The sequence below is a fragment of the Streptomyces sp. STR69 genome, from assembly GCF_024519455.1.
Classification (GTDB): domain Bacteria; phylum Actinomycetota; class Actinomycetes; order Streptomycetales; family Streptomycetaceae; genus Streptomyces.
Map to the genome: position 1 here is coordinate 95,546 of NZ_JALJRY010000003.1, position 13,921 is coordinate 109,466.

Here is a 13,921-nt window from a genome sequence, read left to right on the forward strand (position 1 = left end):
TAAGGCCTAATGCGGCAACCAGGTGAACTTGTCCCCGCCGACCCAACGGACCACATCCGGGTCGTCCAGGTCGCGGACCGTGATGCCGCACACGGCCGCGACCTCCAGGACGTCGGTGATGCCCGTGGCCTCGGAGACCATCTCCCCGTCGATCTGCACGATGCGGAACGGCGGGGTGCCCGGCTGCACCTTGAGCACCATGATCCGCGGGGTCGAGATGTGCGGGCTGGCGATTTCGGTCATGCAATAGAGCCTAGAACGCATCAGGCGGTCGCGAGTGGTCCAAGGTGCCTGGCCAGGGGCCTCTCGCGGGAGGAGGCTCGATGGATCCCGTGCAGGCACTGGACCGGATCGCCTTCCTGCTGGAACGGTCCCTGGCCCCGACCTACCGCGTACGCGCCTTCCGTACGGCGGCCAGGGTTCTGGCTGCGCTCCCCGAGGGCGAGGTCGCCGAACGCGCGGCGGCCGGGACGCTGGAGTCCCTCAAGGGCATCGGCCCGAAGACCGCGCAGGTGGCCCGCGAGGCCCTGGACGGACAGGTCCCCGCCTATCTGGAGCAGCTGGAGGCCGAGGCCCCCGCCCCGGCCGGCCCCGGCGGCGAAGAGCTGCGGGCCCTGCTGCGCGGGGACTGCCACCTCCACTCCGACTGGTCCGACGGCGGCAGCCCGATCGAGGAGATGGGCCGTACGGCGGCCCGGCTCGGCCATGAGTGGGCGGTGATGACCGATCACTCGCCCCGGCTGACCGTGGCCCGCGGACTGTCCCCCGAGCGGCTGCGCGAGCAGTTGGACGTGGTGGCCGCGCTGAACGAGACCTGGGCCCCCTTCAGGCTGCTCACCGGCATCGAGTGCGACATCCTCGACGACGGCTCGCTGGACCAGGAACCGGAGCTGCTGGAGCGGCTCGACGTGGTGGTGGTCTCCGTGCACTCCAAGCTGCGCATGGAGGCCCGCGCCATGACGCGCCGCATGGTGGCCGCCGTACGGAATCCGCACGCGGACATCCTCGGGCACTGCACCGGTCGGCTGCTCATCGGGCGGGACGGGGGTGCCGCGCGGCCGGAGTCGGAGTTCGACGCGGACGAGGTCTTCGCCGCATGTGCCGAGTCGGGTACGGCCGTGGAGATCAACAGTCGTCCGGAGCGCCTCGACCCGCCGAGGCGGCTGCTGCGGAAGGCCGTCGACGCGGGCGTGCTGTTCTCGGTCGACACCGACGCACACGCACCCGGTCAGCTCGACTGGCAGATCAACGGCTGCGCGCGGGCGGAGGAGTGCGGGGTGGCCGCCGAGCGAGTGCTGACGACCTGGTCCGCGGACGAGCTACTGGACTGGACCACTGGCAAGTGATGCACATCACCGCGTACGGCGACCTCCACAGGAACACTCGCTGGTGGTTGGCCGTTGAACAGAACGTGGGTGCGGAGGGAACAGTGTCCCCGGGCCTCAACCTCCGCCCACAGGGAAGATCGTTCGGCTGAAGCCCTGTGGAGCCTTTCGCCGCGAGGCGACCGCCTTCCGTGCCCACCCCTTTGGCCGCCCCGGCCGTGATTCCCCCGTCGCGGTCGGGGCTTCTCCGTGTCCGGTGTTCGCGCGACTTCTCCGCTTGACTTCGAGCGCACTTCAATTCGTAGCGTTCCTGGTATGACCACTGCACAGCACAAGATCGGTTCCGGATTCGACGCGAACACCACCGCCGACGACGTCCTGGAGGGCCTCGACCTCGGCGGGAAGCTCGCGATCCTCACCGGTGGCTACTCGGGTCTCGGCCTGGAGGCCGCCCGCGCGCTCACCAAGGCGGGCGCCCGGGTGGTCGTCCCCGCACGACGCCCCGACGCGGCCCGGGAGGCCGTGGCCGGGCTGCCCGGCGTCGAGGTGGACGAGCTGGACCTCGCCGACCTGGAGAGCGTGCGCGGCTTCGCCGAGCGGTTCCTCGCCTCCGGCCGCACCGTCGACTACATGATCAACAACGCCGGGATCATGGCCTGCCCGGAGACCCGGGTCGGGCCCGGCTGGGAGGCGCAGTTCGCCACCAACCACCTCGGTCACTTCGCCCTCGTCAACCGGCTGTGGCCGGCCATCGAGCCGGGCGGCGCCCGCGTGGTCTCGGTGTCCTCGCGCGCCCATCACTTCTCCGGGATGCGCTGGGACGACGTCCAGTGGACCCACGGCTACGACAAGTGGGAGGCGTACGGCCAGGCGAAGACGGCGAACGTGCTGTTCGCCGTCCACCTCGACAGGCTCGCCGCCGACCGTGGGGTACGGGCCTTCTCGCTCCACCCCGGCGGCATCATCACCCCGTTGCAGCGCCACCTCCCCAAGGCGGAGATGGTCGAGCGCGGCTGGATCGACGAGCAGGGCAACGTGCTGAACCCCGAGGGCTTCAAGACCCCGCAGCAGGGCGCGGCCACCGAGGTGTGGGCGGCGACCTCGCCCCAGTTGGCCGACATGGGCGGCGTCTACCTGGAGGACTGCGACATCGCGGAGCTCGCCCCCGACGGCGACGAGCGCACCGGCGTCAAGTCCTGGGCGACCGACCCCGAGCAGGCGGCACGCCTCTGGACGCTGTCCGCCGACCTAACCGGTGTGAACGCTTTTTCCGGTTAGTTCCGGGCGCGGCTTTTACGAGGTACCGAGGTCCTTCGGCCCGTACAGGGCGGCGGGCGCACCGGTCGCCAGCGCCCAGTAGCGGTCCCCGTACGACCAATGCCACCACTCCGTCGGATAGTTGACCAGGCCTGCCGCGCCAAGCGCCCTGCCCAGCACGGCGCGGTTGGCCCTGGCCTCGGCGGTGATGTTGTCGGCGTCGGTGTAGCAGGCCCCGGCGCTCTGCTCCGGATTGGCGTTCATCGGGGTGCCCAGGTCGAGTTCGCGGCCGTCGGCGTCGGCGAGCGTCAGGTCGACGGCCGCGCCGGCGGTGTGCGGGGCGATCTCGGGCGGGGACACATAGCGGCTGGCGGCGGACCGGATCCGGTCGGCGGACCAGTCCGGGTGGGCGGCGCGCAGCTCGTCGCCGTAGCCCTCGAAGTAGCGGCGCTGGAGGGTCGGCGGCCGGTAGCCCTCGACGAACAGCAGGCGCAGGCCGCCGGGCAGCAGGGCCTCCGCCTTCACGAGTCGGTCCAACACGCCCTGGCGCAGGTGGAGTTCGGCTCCGCCGGCGGAGTCCTTGTTCTTGTGGTCGTCGACCAGCAGTACGTCGCTCACGTCGACGAGGGGCTCCCCGCACTCCTCGACGGGGACGGCGGCGACCCGGGCGTCGGACATCAGGATGATCTCACTCATGAGGTGATCATCTCCCACCGGCCCGTCGCCTCAGTGCGGGGCGCGCTCCTCAAGTGCCGTGCGCCAGGCGGGCGGTGGGCCCTCCGGTTCGGGCTCGGCCCGGCGACCGCCGCGGGCGAAGAAGTCGGCGAGCGGCAGGATCGCGGCGCCGACGGTGACCGCGTCGGGACCGAGGAGGCCCAGGTCGATGGTCACGCGTTCGGCGGGGTGGCGCAGCGCGTACGCGGTGGCGTGGTGGCGGACGGCGGGCAGGAAACGGGAGCCGAGCTGGAGTCCTGCCCAGCCGCCGATGAGGATGCGCTCGGGCTGGAAGAGGTTGATCAGGTCGGACAGTCCGGCACCGAGGTATTCGGCGGTCTCCTCCAGGACGGCGAGCGCGACCGGGTCGGCCTCGGCACCCTCGGCCGGGTAGGCGGCGACCAGCAGCGCGGTCATCGCGGTCTCCTCGTCGGTGCCCTCGGGCGGGCGTCCGCCCTGCTCGCGCCAGCGGTCGAGCAGCGACTCGGCGCCCGCGTACGCCTCCAGGCAGCCGAGGGCCCCGCAACGGCAGCGGCGACCGCGGACCCGTACGGTCAGATGGCCCCACTCGACGGCCCGGCCGTGCTCCACCTCGGGGGTGACGAGGCAGGCTCCGACGCCGGAGCCGAAGAGGACGACGATCGCGTTGCGCGCGCCGCGCCCGCCGCCGAACCACATCTCGGCCTGACCGAGGGTCTTGGCCCCGTTGTCGATGAAGTACGGGACGGCGTCCGGGAGTTGGGAGGTGGAGCGGAGCAGCTCTTCGAGGGGGACCGCGTCCCAGCCGATGGTCTGGCCGTGCACGACGGCGCCGTGGTCCGGGGTGTGCTCGACTATGCCGGGGACGCCGATGCCGACGCCGAGGAGTTGTCCGGGTGCGATGTCGGCGGCGGCGAGGACTTCGGCTATGCCGTCGCGGATGTGGCCGACGATGACCTCGACCTCGTAGCGCTGCTGCTCCAACGGTCGTTCGGCGCGGGCGAGTTCGGTGAGGGTGAGGTCGAACAGCTCGACGCGGACCCGGGTCTCGCCGACGTCGACGCCGATCATGTGGCCGCTGTGCGGGGCGACTTGGAGGAGGGTGCGGGGTCGGCCGCCGTCGGAGTCGACGCTGCCGGCCTCCTCGACCAGGCCGTCGGCGACGAGGTCCGCGACGACATTGCTCACCGAGCCGGAGCTGAGTCCGGTGACCGGGCCCAGCTCGAAGCGGCTGAGGGGTCCGTCGAAGTACAGCCGTTGCAGTACGGCCGTGCGGTTGGCCCGCCTGAGGTCGCGTACCGTGCGCCCGTTCCGCCCCGCCATGTGGCTCCTTCCGAACCCTGCACCCTCTTAATTCACGCCCTGAACTAAGGGGCGGTGGAATGCACACTACGTGGTGGAGGCCGTCCCGTCGATCTCTGCGAGGGCGGCGAGCAGTTCGGGGCCGACCCGCTCGCGCCGCCAGCGGTTCTCTTCCGCGCCGAACTCCCTGGGGACCGCCTCGGCGAGCATGATCAGGTAGAGGTAGCTGCGGTAGAGCGCGTAGCGGAGGCGGGCCGACCGGTCGAACTCGGCTCGTCCGCCCGCTTCCCGGTAGCCCGCGAGGAACGCGTCGTCCTTCCTGATGTCTCCGAGGAGCGCCAGGGAGACGAAGTCGGCGAGGGGGTCGCCCCAGAACATGCGCTCGCCGTCGATGAGTCCGCCGATGCGGGGCGTTCCGGAGGAGCGGTCGACCAGGATGTTGCCCTGCCAGAGGTCGAAGTGGACGGCGCGGGGGACGGTGACCTCGTCCAGGGCGGTGTGCGCGGAGCGTGCGGTGCGGGCGATGTCGTCGGCGGGCAGCGGCAGCCAGGCCCGGTAGCGGCGGGCGTCGTCGAGGACGGCGTCGTAGAGCGCGGTGAACGCGGTCCGCCAGTCGGGGGCGAGCGGGCCGAGGGCGCCGGAGGGGTAGCCGAAGCCGGGGCCGGTGATCTCGTGCAGGCGGGCGAGCTGTCGGCCCAACTCCGTGCGCAGGGCGGCCACTTCGGTGTCCGTGAGGGAGTCGTCCCAGGGTTCGCCGGGGCAGAGGGTCATCAGGAGGGTGTCGCCGTCGAGGACCACGACGCGCGGTGCCGCCACCCCGGCCTTGGTGGCGGCGCCGTAGAAGTCGGCCTCGGAGACGAGGAGTTGGCGCTCGTGGGCGAGGCCCGGGGCGGTGGGGGCGGTCTTGAGGACGTAGCGGCTGCCGTCGGTGAGGGTGAGTTCCTCGACGGTGTTGTAGGTGCCGCCGCCCATCGGGCGGAGGTGGGCGAGGCGGTCCGGCGGAATGCCCGCCGCGCCGAGGATCCTCCGGGCCCGCTCCCAGGAGTCCGTCACCGTGCGCCCACCTCTCCCTTTCGGTCAGCCGACGGCGTACCCGTCCTCTACGTAACGCCCGTCCGCCATCGGTCCGTTGAGCCACGGCTCGGCGGCCGTGTCGTCGGCGCCGGGCGTGCGGTCCCGGTACAGGGTACGGAAGGCATCCCCGCACACCCGGTGCCGTACGAGCCCCGTCGCCGTCCGGGAGATCACCGGAATCCGGTGAGGACCGCTCACCTGTCCCGCGGCGAACCTTGGCGCACGACAAGGAGGCGGTCTCGTGAGCGGACGCGTGGCGGCAGTGGTCGGTGCGGGTGGCGAACTGGGCTTCGCCACCTCGGTGGTTCTCGCGAACGCCGGGTTCACCGTGACGGCGGTCGACCGGACGGCGAAGACACTGGAGGCACTGCCCGACGCATCCGCCGGGAGGTGGGCGACGCGACCGATCAGGCCGTGGCCAGAGACCTCGTCGACCGGATCGCCGCCGAGTCCGGGCCTCCCGAGGTGCTGGTGAACACGCTCGGGGCGTTCCGCCAGAAAGACGCGCTCAGCGCGACCCCCGAGGACCTGCGCCTCATGCTGGACGTCAACCTCGCCGCCGCGCTGTGGCTGAGCCAGGCCGTGACGCCGTACCGCCAGCTGGGCGTCGAACCGACCGTCCGGCGCCTCGGTCGGGTCCACCATCCGCAGGTTGACCGCCGCCAGGCGGCTCACGCCGAGCGCGGTCAGGTTCTCCTCGATGCCCTGGCGGAGCCGATCCGGCCGGTCGCTGCTGCGTGCGCCGACCTTGCTGACGATCGCCAGTCCGTCCGGATACGGGTGCAGCGCCTCCCGGATGAGTTCGTTCACCGTGCCCGCTCCGTAGAACTGCGCGGTGTCGATGTGGTCCACCCCGGCGTCGACCACCGCGCGCAGCACCCGCAGCGCCTCGTCGCGGTCCCGCGGTGGCCCGAAGACCCCGTCGCCGGAGAGCTGCATCGCGCCGTAGCCGACCCGGTGCACCCGTCTCGGTCCCAGGGGGAAGGTTCCGCCCAACTGCTCTCTCACACCGTCTCCTGTCGGCTCACGCACAGACCGTTCGAAGTGACTCGCCCTTCGAGCGGGTGCCCAGGATCACCGCCGTGGAGGTGACCGGTCATCGCCGGGATGCGGTGATTCGCCTCGACTACGCTGACCGCGTGACCAGAGGACATGGCGTCACGCCCGACCTGCCGGCCACCGCGGGCGCTGTCCGCGTACCGGGCCGGGGCCGCCCGGGTCTCATCGACCGCCGCGACCTGATCGCCGCCCTGGACCGCGCGTCCGAGCAGCGGGTGACGATGATCTCCGCGCCCGCCGGCAGCGGAAAGACATCCCTGCTGCGCGCATGGGCCGACCGGCCGGGACGGGACCGCCGTATCGCTTTCATGTCGGTACGGCCGGGTCAGCAGGACGCGCAGCTGTTCTGGCTCGCCCTGCTGGAGGCGGTCCGTGGAGCGACGGGTGCCACCGAGCCGCTTCCCACAGCGCCCGGTTTCGACGGCGGCGCCATGGTGGACAAGGTGCTGTCCGAGATCACCGCGTCCGGCGGCACCTTCTACCTCGTCATCGACGACCTGCACGAGCTCGGCTCCGCGGAGGCCGCCGAACAGCTGACGGCCCTTCTCACAGCGCTCCCCGGGGACGTCCACGCGATCATCGCGACCCGGCACGACCCGCCCCTGCACCTCCACCGGCTGCGCCTGACGGGGGAGTTGGCCGAGATCCGCGCCGCGCAGCTGCGCTTCAGCGAGGCCGAGACCCGTGACCTCCTCGCCGCTTCCGGAGTCGCGCTGCCCGACGACGTGGCCGGTCTGCTGCACCAGCGGGCCGAGGGCTGGGCGGCCGGGCTGCGGCTCGCCGTGCTCTCGCTGGCCGGGCACCCGGATCCCGAGCGGTTCGTCGCCGAGTTCTCCGGCAGTCACCGTACGGTCGCCGAATACCTGATGGCCGAGATGCTGGAGCGCCAACCACCCCATGTACAGCGGTTGTTGCTGCGCACCTCCCTGCCCGACCGGATCAACGGCGAACTGGCCGATCTGCTCACGGGGGCGACCGGTTCGGAGCGCATCCTGCTGGAGCTGGAGGACGCCAACGCGTTCGTCGTGTCGCTCGACCCCGACCGCACCTGGTTCCGCTACCACCACATGTTCGCCGACCTGCTCCGGCTGGAACTGCGCCGCACCGTCCCGGAGGCCGTCCCGGAACTGCACCGGCTGGCCGCGCGCTGGTTCGCCGAACACTCCCAGGCCGTGGATGCCGTACGGCATCTGCAGGCCGCCGGGGACTGGTCCGGGAACGCTGTGAGCAGGCCGTGGCACTGGCCAGCCGGTACGGATGGGACGCCCAAGCGGTGATCGCGCCCGCCCAGGTCTCCCTGGCCGGGACGCTGATCTGCACGCGCGAGTTCGACCGGGGCGAGCAGTGGCTCGACCGCGCCCGGCGCGCCACCCGGTCCGAGGGCGAGCCCGGCGTGCGTTTACTGGTGCATCTGACCTCCGCGATGCTGGCCGCCGCACGCGGCCAACACCCCGAGACACTCGCCGAGTTGACCGCCGCCGAGCAGGTCCAGGCACACATGGTGAGCCGGGACGGGCTGTCGTCCCGGGTGACCGCCTGGACGATCGCCACCCGGGCCCGCCTCGGGACGGTCGACCGTGCACGGGCGGACCTCGCCGCCCTCGACGACCGGCAGGCCGCCGCCGCGGAGATCCGCAACGCCGACGCGGTGCTCCACCTCGCCGAGCAGGACCCCGGCGGTGCCCGCCGCGCGCTCCGGCCGGTCCTCGACGGCACCGCTCCCGTCACCTCCTTCCTCACCCCGATCGAGGCCCGGCTCCTGGACGCGCTCGCCTGCCGTGACCTCGGAGACGAGCACGGGGCGGGAGCGGCCGTCGAACAGGCCCTCAACCTCGCCGAACCGGACCGGATGATCCTGCCGTTCGTGATGACCGGCGCCTGGGAACTCCTCGACGCCCTGCCGCGCAAGACATCGCACGCCGCACTGGTCTCTGACATCCTCGACACCGTCCGAGGCGACACCCCGGACCGGTCGGCCCCGGGTCCGGCCGAGGAGCTCAGCCCCAGCGAACTGCGCGTCCTGCGCTATCTGCCGACGAACCTCACCCGCCCCGAGATCGCCGCCGAACTGTCGGTCTCGCTCAACACCGTCAACACCCACATACGGCGGATCTACGCCAAGCTCGGCGCCGGGAACCGGTCCTCGGCGGTGCACCGAGGCCGCGAACTGCGGTTGCTGTCGAACGGCCGCGGGTGAGCGCCGCACGTTCACCGGATTCCGGTGACGCGGGTTCACCCGACCACCGACGACGATCGGCGCATGGGTGATGACCCCGTCCTGTACCAGATCCGGGTCGGCGGCCACCTCGGCCCGACCCTCCTGACGGCGTTCCCCGCGTTCGAGCCGGAGCAGCAGGGCACCGAGACGCTGCTCACCGGGCTGCTGCCGGACACCGCTGCGCTCTTCGGTGTCCTCGCCGGAATCGAGGCGCTGGGACTCGATCTCCTCGAAGTCCGCAAGGTCCGGCCCGCGCCGGCCGAGCGAAGTGTGCCGGCCGAACCGCCCCCGTCGAACGGAGATGTTCCGTGAGCACCGAACAGCAACAGACCATCGACGCGTTCCTGCGTCAGTCCCCCTTCCCCCTCGACGGTGATGTCGAGGAGCTGCGGCGGCTGCTGCATGCGGCGACGTCGGCGCAGCCGTTGCCTCCCGAGGTGAAGACGGTGCCGGTCACGCTGGGCGGTGTCCCCACCGTCGAGGTCACGGTCGACGGAGTCGAACCCGAGCACGTCGTCGTGTACTTCCACGGCGGCGTCTACCTCCTGGGGGACGCCCTCAGCTCCGCCGGCCTGGCCGCGCAAATCGGCGGGCGGACCGCAGCCAAGGCCTACTCCGTCGAGTACCGGCTCGCCCCCGAACATCCGTATCCGGCGGCGGTGGACGACGCGTTGGCGGTCTACGAAGCCCTGCTGGCCGACGGTGTCAGGCCCTCGGACATCGTCTTCGCGGGCGAGTCCGCGGGCGGTGGACTCGCCGTCGCCACCCTGGTCAACGCCCGCGACCACGCGCTGCCCCTGCCGGCCGCGGCCTTCGTCATGTCGCCGTACGTCGACCTCACCCTGTCCGGGGCGTCCGTCGACACCAAGGAAGCGGCCGATCCGCTGTTCTCCCGTGAACTCCTCGAACCCCTGATCGCCGGCTACACGGCGGGCCAGGACCCCGCTCTCGGCCTGATCAGCCCCGTCTTCGCCGACCTGTCCGGCCTGCCACCCCTGCTGATCCAGGTCGGCAGCCACGAGGTCCTCCTCGACGACGCCGTACGCCTCGCCGGACGGGCCGCCGGCGCGGATGTCGAGGTCACCCTCGACGTCACCCCCGGAGTGCCGCACGTCTTCCAGGCCTACGGCCCGATCCTCGACGAGGCCGGCGCCGCCCTGGACCGGGCCGGACAGTTCCTCACCGCGCGGCTCGGAGCCTGAAGCCCGTATCGCCGTCCGCCGCCGTACCCGCTCCCACCGGCGCCCCGAAGCGGGCCAGGGTGTGCCAGACCATCTTCAGGTCCTGGAGTTCATAGCGGCCGGTGCGGGCCGCGTCGCCGATGATCCGGGGGTCGATCACGCCCTTCTCGGCGATGTGCGCACCGAGATCGACATACTCCTGGCCCCGGTAGTCCGCGTGCCGCCGTAGTTCCGGCACGGTGAGCCGGTAGCCGGGGTGCCATGCGACCGGGCAGGGCAGGCGGGCGGCGGCGGTCTCGACCGGGGTGCCTCGGTAGCTCGCATCGAGGACGAGAGCCTCGGCGTCACGGGCGAGGTCGACTCCGCCGTGCACCTGGGTCTCGATGTAGTCGTTGAGGGCGTCCTGCTCGTCGGCCTCGGCGCGGGCGATCAGGGACATGCCGGCGGCGACGCCGAAGTCGGTCGGTTCGGCCGCGCTGTCGGGGTAGCAGAAGGTGGCGCGGGCGAGGGCCGCGCCGGTCAGCCGGAGGTGCGAGGAGCCGAACCGCGGGGCGGCGCCGACCAGTTGGCGCCTGAAGTTCAGGGCGCCGTACACCGGTCGTTCGGTTGCGGGCGCCCCGTCGTAGGCACCGTCGAAGATCCGGCTCTCCCAGCGCCAGCGGTCGCCGCCGGGGTGCGCGGTGAGGCCGCCGTTGCTGGTGCCGGTGACGAACTGCGAGTGGTACGTGCCGTCCTGGGCCAGCGCGTCGAGGATCGGGCGTCCGGCCGCCGTACGGTCGGGATGGAAGTTGAGGGTGATGCGCAGTCGCGAGTCGACGGCCGGGCCCGACGACCGGGCCGCGACATGGCGCAGCGCCTGCGCCTGGCGTGCTCCGACATCTCCGAAATCCATTGGCTCCCCCACCGCTCACCTCACTACCCTGGGCCGAAACCTAGACCCTCTAGGTTTCGGAGACGGACACCGCCCCAGGAGACTCCCCCATGAGATCACTCACCGAGCACGACATCCGCGACTCATTTGTCAACTGTTCGAAGGGCGAGGCGAAGCGGCTGGCGGTCCCCCGTGATCTCGACAGCCGTCCGTGGGGCGATCTGGACTTCCTGGGCTGGCGGGATCCGGGGGCGCCGGACCGCAGTTATCTCGTCGCCGAGCGGGCGGACGGGCCGGTCGGGGTCACCCTGCGGTTCCCGTCCGCGCAGCGCGGCTTTCTGCACCGGAGCATGTGTTCGCTGTGCGTGACGACCCGTCCGGGCGGCGGGGTCTCCCTGATGACCGCGCGCAAGGCGGGTCCGGCGGGCCGTGAGGGGAACTCGGTCGGCCTGTACATGTGCACCGATCTCGCGTGCTCCCTCTATGTGCGCGGCAGGAAGATCCCCGAGTCGGGCATCCGGATCGAGGAGAGCCTCACCGTGGAGCAGCAGATCGCGCGGACGGTGGGCAATCTGGCCGCCTTCCTCGACAAGCTGTACGTCTGACGTCAGTCCCCCGGCACCTCGATGACGATCTTGCCCCGGTTGTCGCGGCGCTCCAGCCGCTCGTGGGCGGCACGTGCCTCGGCGAGGGGTACGACGGTCTCGATCGGTACGCGGTAGATGCCGGTGGCTACCCGCTCGGCCAGTTCACGCAGGTCCGGGCGGGGGTCGTAGCCGCCGTGGACCTGGAGGTTGGTGAGCTGGAAGCCGAGGATCGACGCGTTCTTCGGGTAGAAGTCGCGGGTGTCGACGGTGCTCGGCTCCAGGGCGACATTGGCGAGGGCGACGACTCGGCCGCCGTGTCCGATCTCGCGCAGGCTGCGCCCGAAGGCCCGGCCGCCGACGGTGTCGAGGACGACGTCCGCGCCACGTCCGTCGGTCAGTCGCAGCACCTCGTCGACCTCGGCGTCGTCCGGGTGTGCCGAGGTGTCGAGGGTGTCGTGGGCGCCGAACTCCCCTGCCCAGGCTGCCTTTTCGGGCGATCCGGCGAGCGCGATGACCCGGGCGCCGGTCTCGGCCGCGATCTGTACGGCCGCACTGCCGACGCCGCTCGCGGCGGCCTTCACGACCACCGTGTCCTCCTTGGTGACCCGGGCGAGGTGCCGCAGGCAGTACCAGGCCGACAGCCAGGCGACGGGCAGCGCGGCGGCGTGCGTGAGGTCGATGCCATCGGGCAGGGCGGTGACCTGGGTGGCGGGTACGGCCGCCAACTCGGCATAGAAACCGGGTGAGTTCACGCCGTCGAGGGCCACGACCCGCTGGCCGACGGAGAATCCGGTGACGCCCTCGCCCAACGCGGCGACGGTACCGGCGCCTTCCACTCCCGGGATCAGCGGCGGGCGTCCGGCCCGGTGGTAGTTCCCCGACCTGATCAGGGCGTCCGCGCGGTTCACGCCCGCCGCGGCGACCCGCACCAGCACCTGCCCCGGACCCGCGACCGGGTCGGGCACCTCGACCGGCACCAGCACCTCGGGCCCGCCGAACTCGTCGATACGTATCGCACGCATACCGCACCCACTCCCTGTCGCGGCCCCCGAACCCGGCCGACACCACTTGAACTGGTGTCACCATGCGACACCGCACGAACCGGTGTCAAGGCTTGCCGTCGATCCTCGTGCACACCGCATGAACCGGTGTGCACGAGGTAAGCTCACTGCCATGACCACTCCGCCCGTCTTCCCGTTCATCGGCGGACGCCCGTGCCTGAACTTCGTGGCGACGCTCGGCAAACGGCACGCCACCCCCGTAGAGCGGCTCCCCGATCCGGCCGCCCTGGCCGCCTGGATCACGGAGGCGGAGTTGTCGACGGACACCGAACGGGTGCGGGTCACGGCCCGTGAGCTGACCGACGCGCGCACCCTGCGCGAGGCGCTCTACCGGGTCGTACGGGACACGATGGCCGGGCGGGAACCGGCGGCGGCCGATGTCGAGCGGGTCAACGAGGCCGCCGCGCGTCCGGATCTCGCGCCCCAACTGGGCGAGCGGCGCTGGAAGTCGACGCATCCGGCGCGCGCGGCACTGGCGACGGTGGCCCGGGACGGCGTGCTGCTGGTGGGCGGTCCGCTGCTGGAGCGGGTCAAGGAGTGCGAGAACCCGGAGTGTTCACTGCTGTTCCTGGACGACTCCCAGGCCCGCCGCCGCCGTTGGTGCTCGATGGACCGCTGCGGCAATCTCGCGAAGGTCGCGGGCTACCGGTCGCGCAGCCGGGCCGCCGCGACCGGGTGACCGTGGATCAGGAGGCGGTCGGCGTCCAGTGCGGGTCGCGGCCGAGGAAGGCGAGCAGTGCCTCGGCCCGGTCGTACTCGTCCCTCACCTCCCGCGCGGGGGCGAACACCCGGTAGGCGTCGCGGAGTTGGTCGACGAGTCGGTCCGCGGCCGGCCAGATTCCTTCCGCCAGGTCCGCCGCCAGTGGCCTGTTCTGGCCGGTCGCGACCGCGATGTCCCAGGCGTGCACGGCCGCGTCCATGGCGGCCGTCGCCGCGGCGAACGGGAGGGGCATGGGGCCCAGCGGTGTCGGCACCTGGTCGGCGTCGGCGGGCAGTTGGGCATAGCCGTCGGCCACCGCGCGGAGCACCTTGTCGAGTTCGGCGACCGGGTCCCCGTCCAGCGCGTCCTCGGGGTGGAAGGGGTCGGAGTCGGGCCGGTCGCCGGTGAGGACGAGGCCGTAGGCCTGCTGATCGATGCGGGCGTGGTTGAGGACCTGGCGTACCGTCCACTCGCTGCACGGCGTCGGTGCCGACCAGGCGCTCCCGGGCACGGCGGCGATCACCTCGCGCAGGTAGTCGTGCGAGCGGGTCAGTACCTCGATGCCCTGGATGTTCGTCATGAACGTTCCCCTC

General features: G+C 71.8%; 16 protein-coding genes. 8 read left to right on the forward strand and 8 right to left on the reverse strand.

Annotated features, from left to right (window positions below; genetic code table 11):
* Positions 1–6: 6 nt before the first annotated feature.
* Positions 7–243 carry a hypothetical protein gene (locus OC490_RS06675; RefSeq protein WP_262056879.1) on the reverse strand — a complete coding sequence of 79 codons (237 nt, stop codon included), beginning with the start codon at positions 241–243 and terminating at the stop codon, positions 7–9.
* A gap of 80 nt (positions 244–323) precedes the next feature.
* On the opposite strand from OC490_RS06675, the gene OC490_RS06680 reads away from it, so the two are divergent.
* Both OC490_RS06680 and OC490_RS06685 read left to right on the forward strand, forming a co-directional pair.
* Positions 324–1,346 (forward strand): PHP domain-containing protein, encoded by a 1,023-nt coding sequence (locus OC490_RS06680; protein WP_262056880.1) that lies wholly within the window; start codon positions 324–326, stop codon positions 1,344–1,346.
* A gap of 294 nt (positions 1,347–1,640) precedes the next feature.
* Positions 1,641–2,603: an SDR family NAD(P)-dependent oxidoreductase gene (locus tag OC490_RS06685; RefSeq protein WP_262056881.1), complete on the forward strand. Its 963-nt coding sequence runs from the start codon at positions 1,641–1,643 to the stop codon at positions 2,601–2,603.
* Positions 2,604–2,618: 15 nt separating this feature from the next.
* Here OC490_RS06685 and OC490_RS06690 read toward each other — a convergent pair whose 3' ends face one another.
* From OC490_RS06690 to OC490_RS06705, 4 genes are all read right to left on the reverse strand, one after another.
* Positions 2,619–3,278 (reverse strand): M15 family metallopeptidase, encoded by a 660-nt coding sequence (locus tag OC490_RS06690; protein WP_262056882.1) that lies wholly within the window; start codon positions 3,276–3,278, stop codon positions 2,619–2,621.
* A 30-nt stretch (positions 3,279–3,308) separates the two neighbouring features.
* A complete protein-coding gene (locus tag OC490_RS06695; protein WP_262056883.1) occupies positions 3,309–4,598 on the reverse strand; it encodes an ROK family protein in 1,290 nt (429 codons plus the stop codon).
* A 66-nt stretch (positions 4,599–4,664) separates the two neighbouring features.
* Positions 4,665–5,630 (reverse strand): phosphotransferase family protein, encoded by a 966-nt coding sequence (locus OC490_RS06700; RefSeq protein WP_262056884.1) that lies wholly within the window; start codon positions 5,628–5,630, stop codon positions 4,665–4,667.
* A 24-nt stretch (positions 5,631–5,654) separates the two neighbouring features.
* The gene (locus OC490_RS06705) at positions 5,655–6,659 is read right to left on the reverse strand and encodes an aldo/keto reductase (RefSeq protein ID WP_262056885.1); all 1,005 of its coding nucleotides are present in this window, start codon (positions 6,657–6,659) and stop codon (positions 5,655–5,657) included.
* Between the two features lie 131 nt (positions 6,660–6,790).
* On the opposite strand from OC490_RS06705, the gene OC490_RS06710 reads away from it, so the two are divergent.
* The 4 genes from OC490_RS06710 (at position 6,791) to OC490_RS06725 (ending at position 10,130) form a co-directional block, all read left to right on the forward strand.
* A complete protein-coding gene (locus OC490_RS06710) occupies positions 6,791–7,987 on the forward strand; it encodes an AAA family ATPase (protein WP_262056886.1) in 1,197 nt (398 codons plus the stop codon).
* Complete coding sequence (locus tag OC490_RS06715; protein WP_262056887.1) at positions 7,945–8,907, forward strand: LuxR C-terminal-related transcriptional regulator; 963 nt, start codon at positions 7,945–7,947, stop codon at positions 8,905–8,907. The genes OC490_RS06710 and OC490_RS06715 overlap by 43 nt, the downstream gene beginning before the upstream one ends.
* Positions 8,908–8,970: 63 nt before the next feature.
* Positions 8,971–9,240: a hypothetical protein gene (locus OC490_RS06720; RefSeq protein WP_262056888.1), complete on the forward strand. Its 270-nt coding sequence runs from the start codon at positions 8,971–8,973 to the stop codon at positions 9,238–9,240.
* The gene (locus tag OC490_RS06725; RefSeq protein WP_262056889.1) at positions 9,237–10,130 is read left to right on the forward strand and encodes an alpha/beta hydrolase; all 894 of its coding nucleotides are present in this window, start codon (positions 9,237–9,239) and stop codon (positions 10,128–10,130) included. Before OC490_RS06720 ends, OC490_RS06725 begins: the two co-directional genes overlap by 4 nt.
* Here OC490_RS06725 and OC490_RS06730 read toward each other — a convergent pair.
* Positions 10,108–11,001, reverse strand: coding sequence for a DUF3626 domain-containing protein (locus OC490_RS06730; protein WP_262056890.1), 894 nt, complete (start codon positions 10,999–11,001; stop codon positions 10,108–10,110). The two genes, OC490_RS06725 and OC490_RS06730, sit on opposite strands and share 23 nt — an antisense overlap.
* Before the next feature lie 89 nt (positions 11,002–11,090).
* Between OC490_RS06730 and OC490_RS06735 the strand changes: the two genes are divergently transcribed.
* On the forward strand, positions 11,091–11,585 hold the full coding sequence (locus OC490_RS06735; RefSeq protein ID WP_262056891.1) for an FBP domain-containing protein: 495 nt from the start codon (positions 11,091–11,093) through the stop codon (positions 11,583–11,585).
* 2 nt (positions 11,586–11,587) lie between these two features.
* On the opposite strand, the gene OC490_RS06740 is transcribed toward OC490_RS06735, so the two are convergent.
* Positions 11,588–12,589, reverse strand: coding sequence for a zinc-binding alcohol dehydrogenase family protein (locus tag OC490_RS06740; RefSeq protein ID WP_262056892.1), 1,002 nt, complete (start codon positions 12,587–12,589; stop codon positions 11,588–11,590).
* 151 nt (positions 12,590–12,740) lie between these two features.
* Between OC490_RS06740 and OC490_RS06745 the strand changes: the two genes are divergently transcribed.
* Positions 12,741–13,307, forward strand: coding sequence for a CGNR zinc finger domain-containing protein (locus OC490_RS06745; protein WP_262056893.1), 567 nt, complete (start codon positions 12,741–12,743; stop codon positions 13,305–13,307).
* 7 nt (positions 13,308–13,314) lie between these two features.
* On the opposite strand, the gene OC490_RS06750 is transcribed toward OC490_RS06745, so the two are convergent.
* Complete coding sequence (locus tag OC490_RS06750; RefSeq protein ID WP_262056894.1) at positions 13,315–13,908, reverse strand: TIGR03086 family metal-binding protein; 594 nt, start codon at positions 13,906–13,908, stop codon at positions 13,315–13,317.
* Positions 13,909–13,921: the final 13 nt, after the last annotated feature.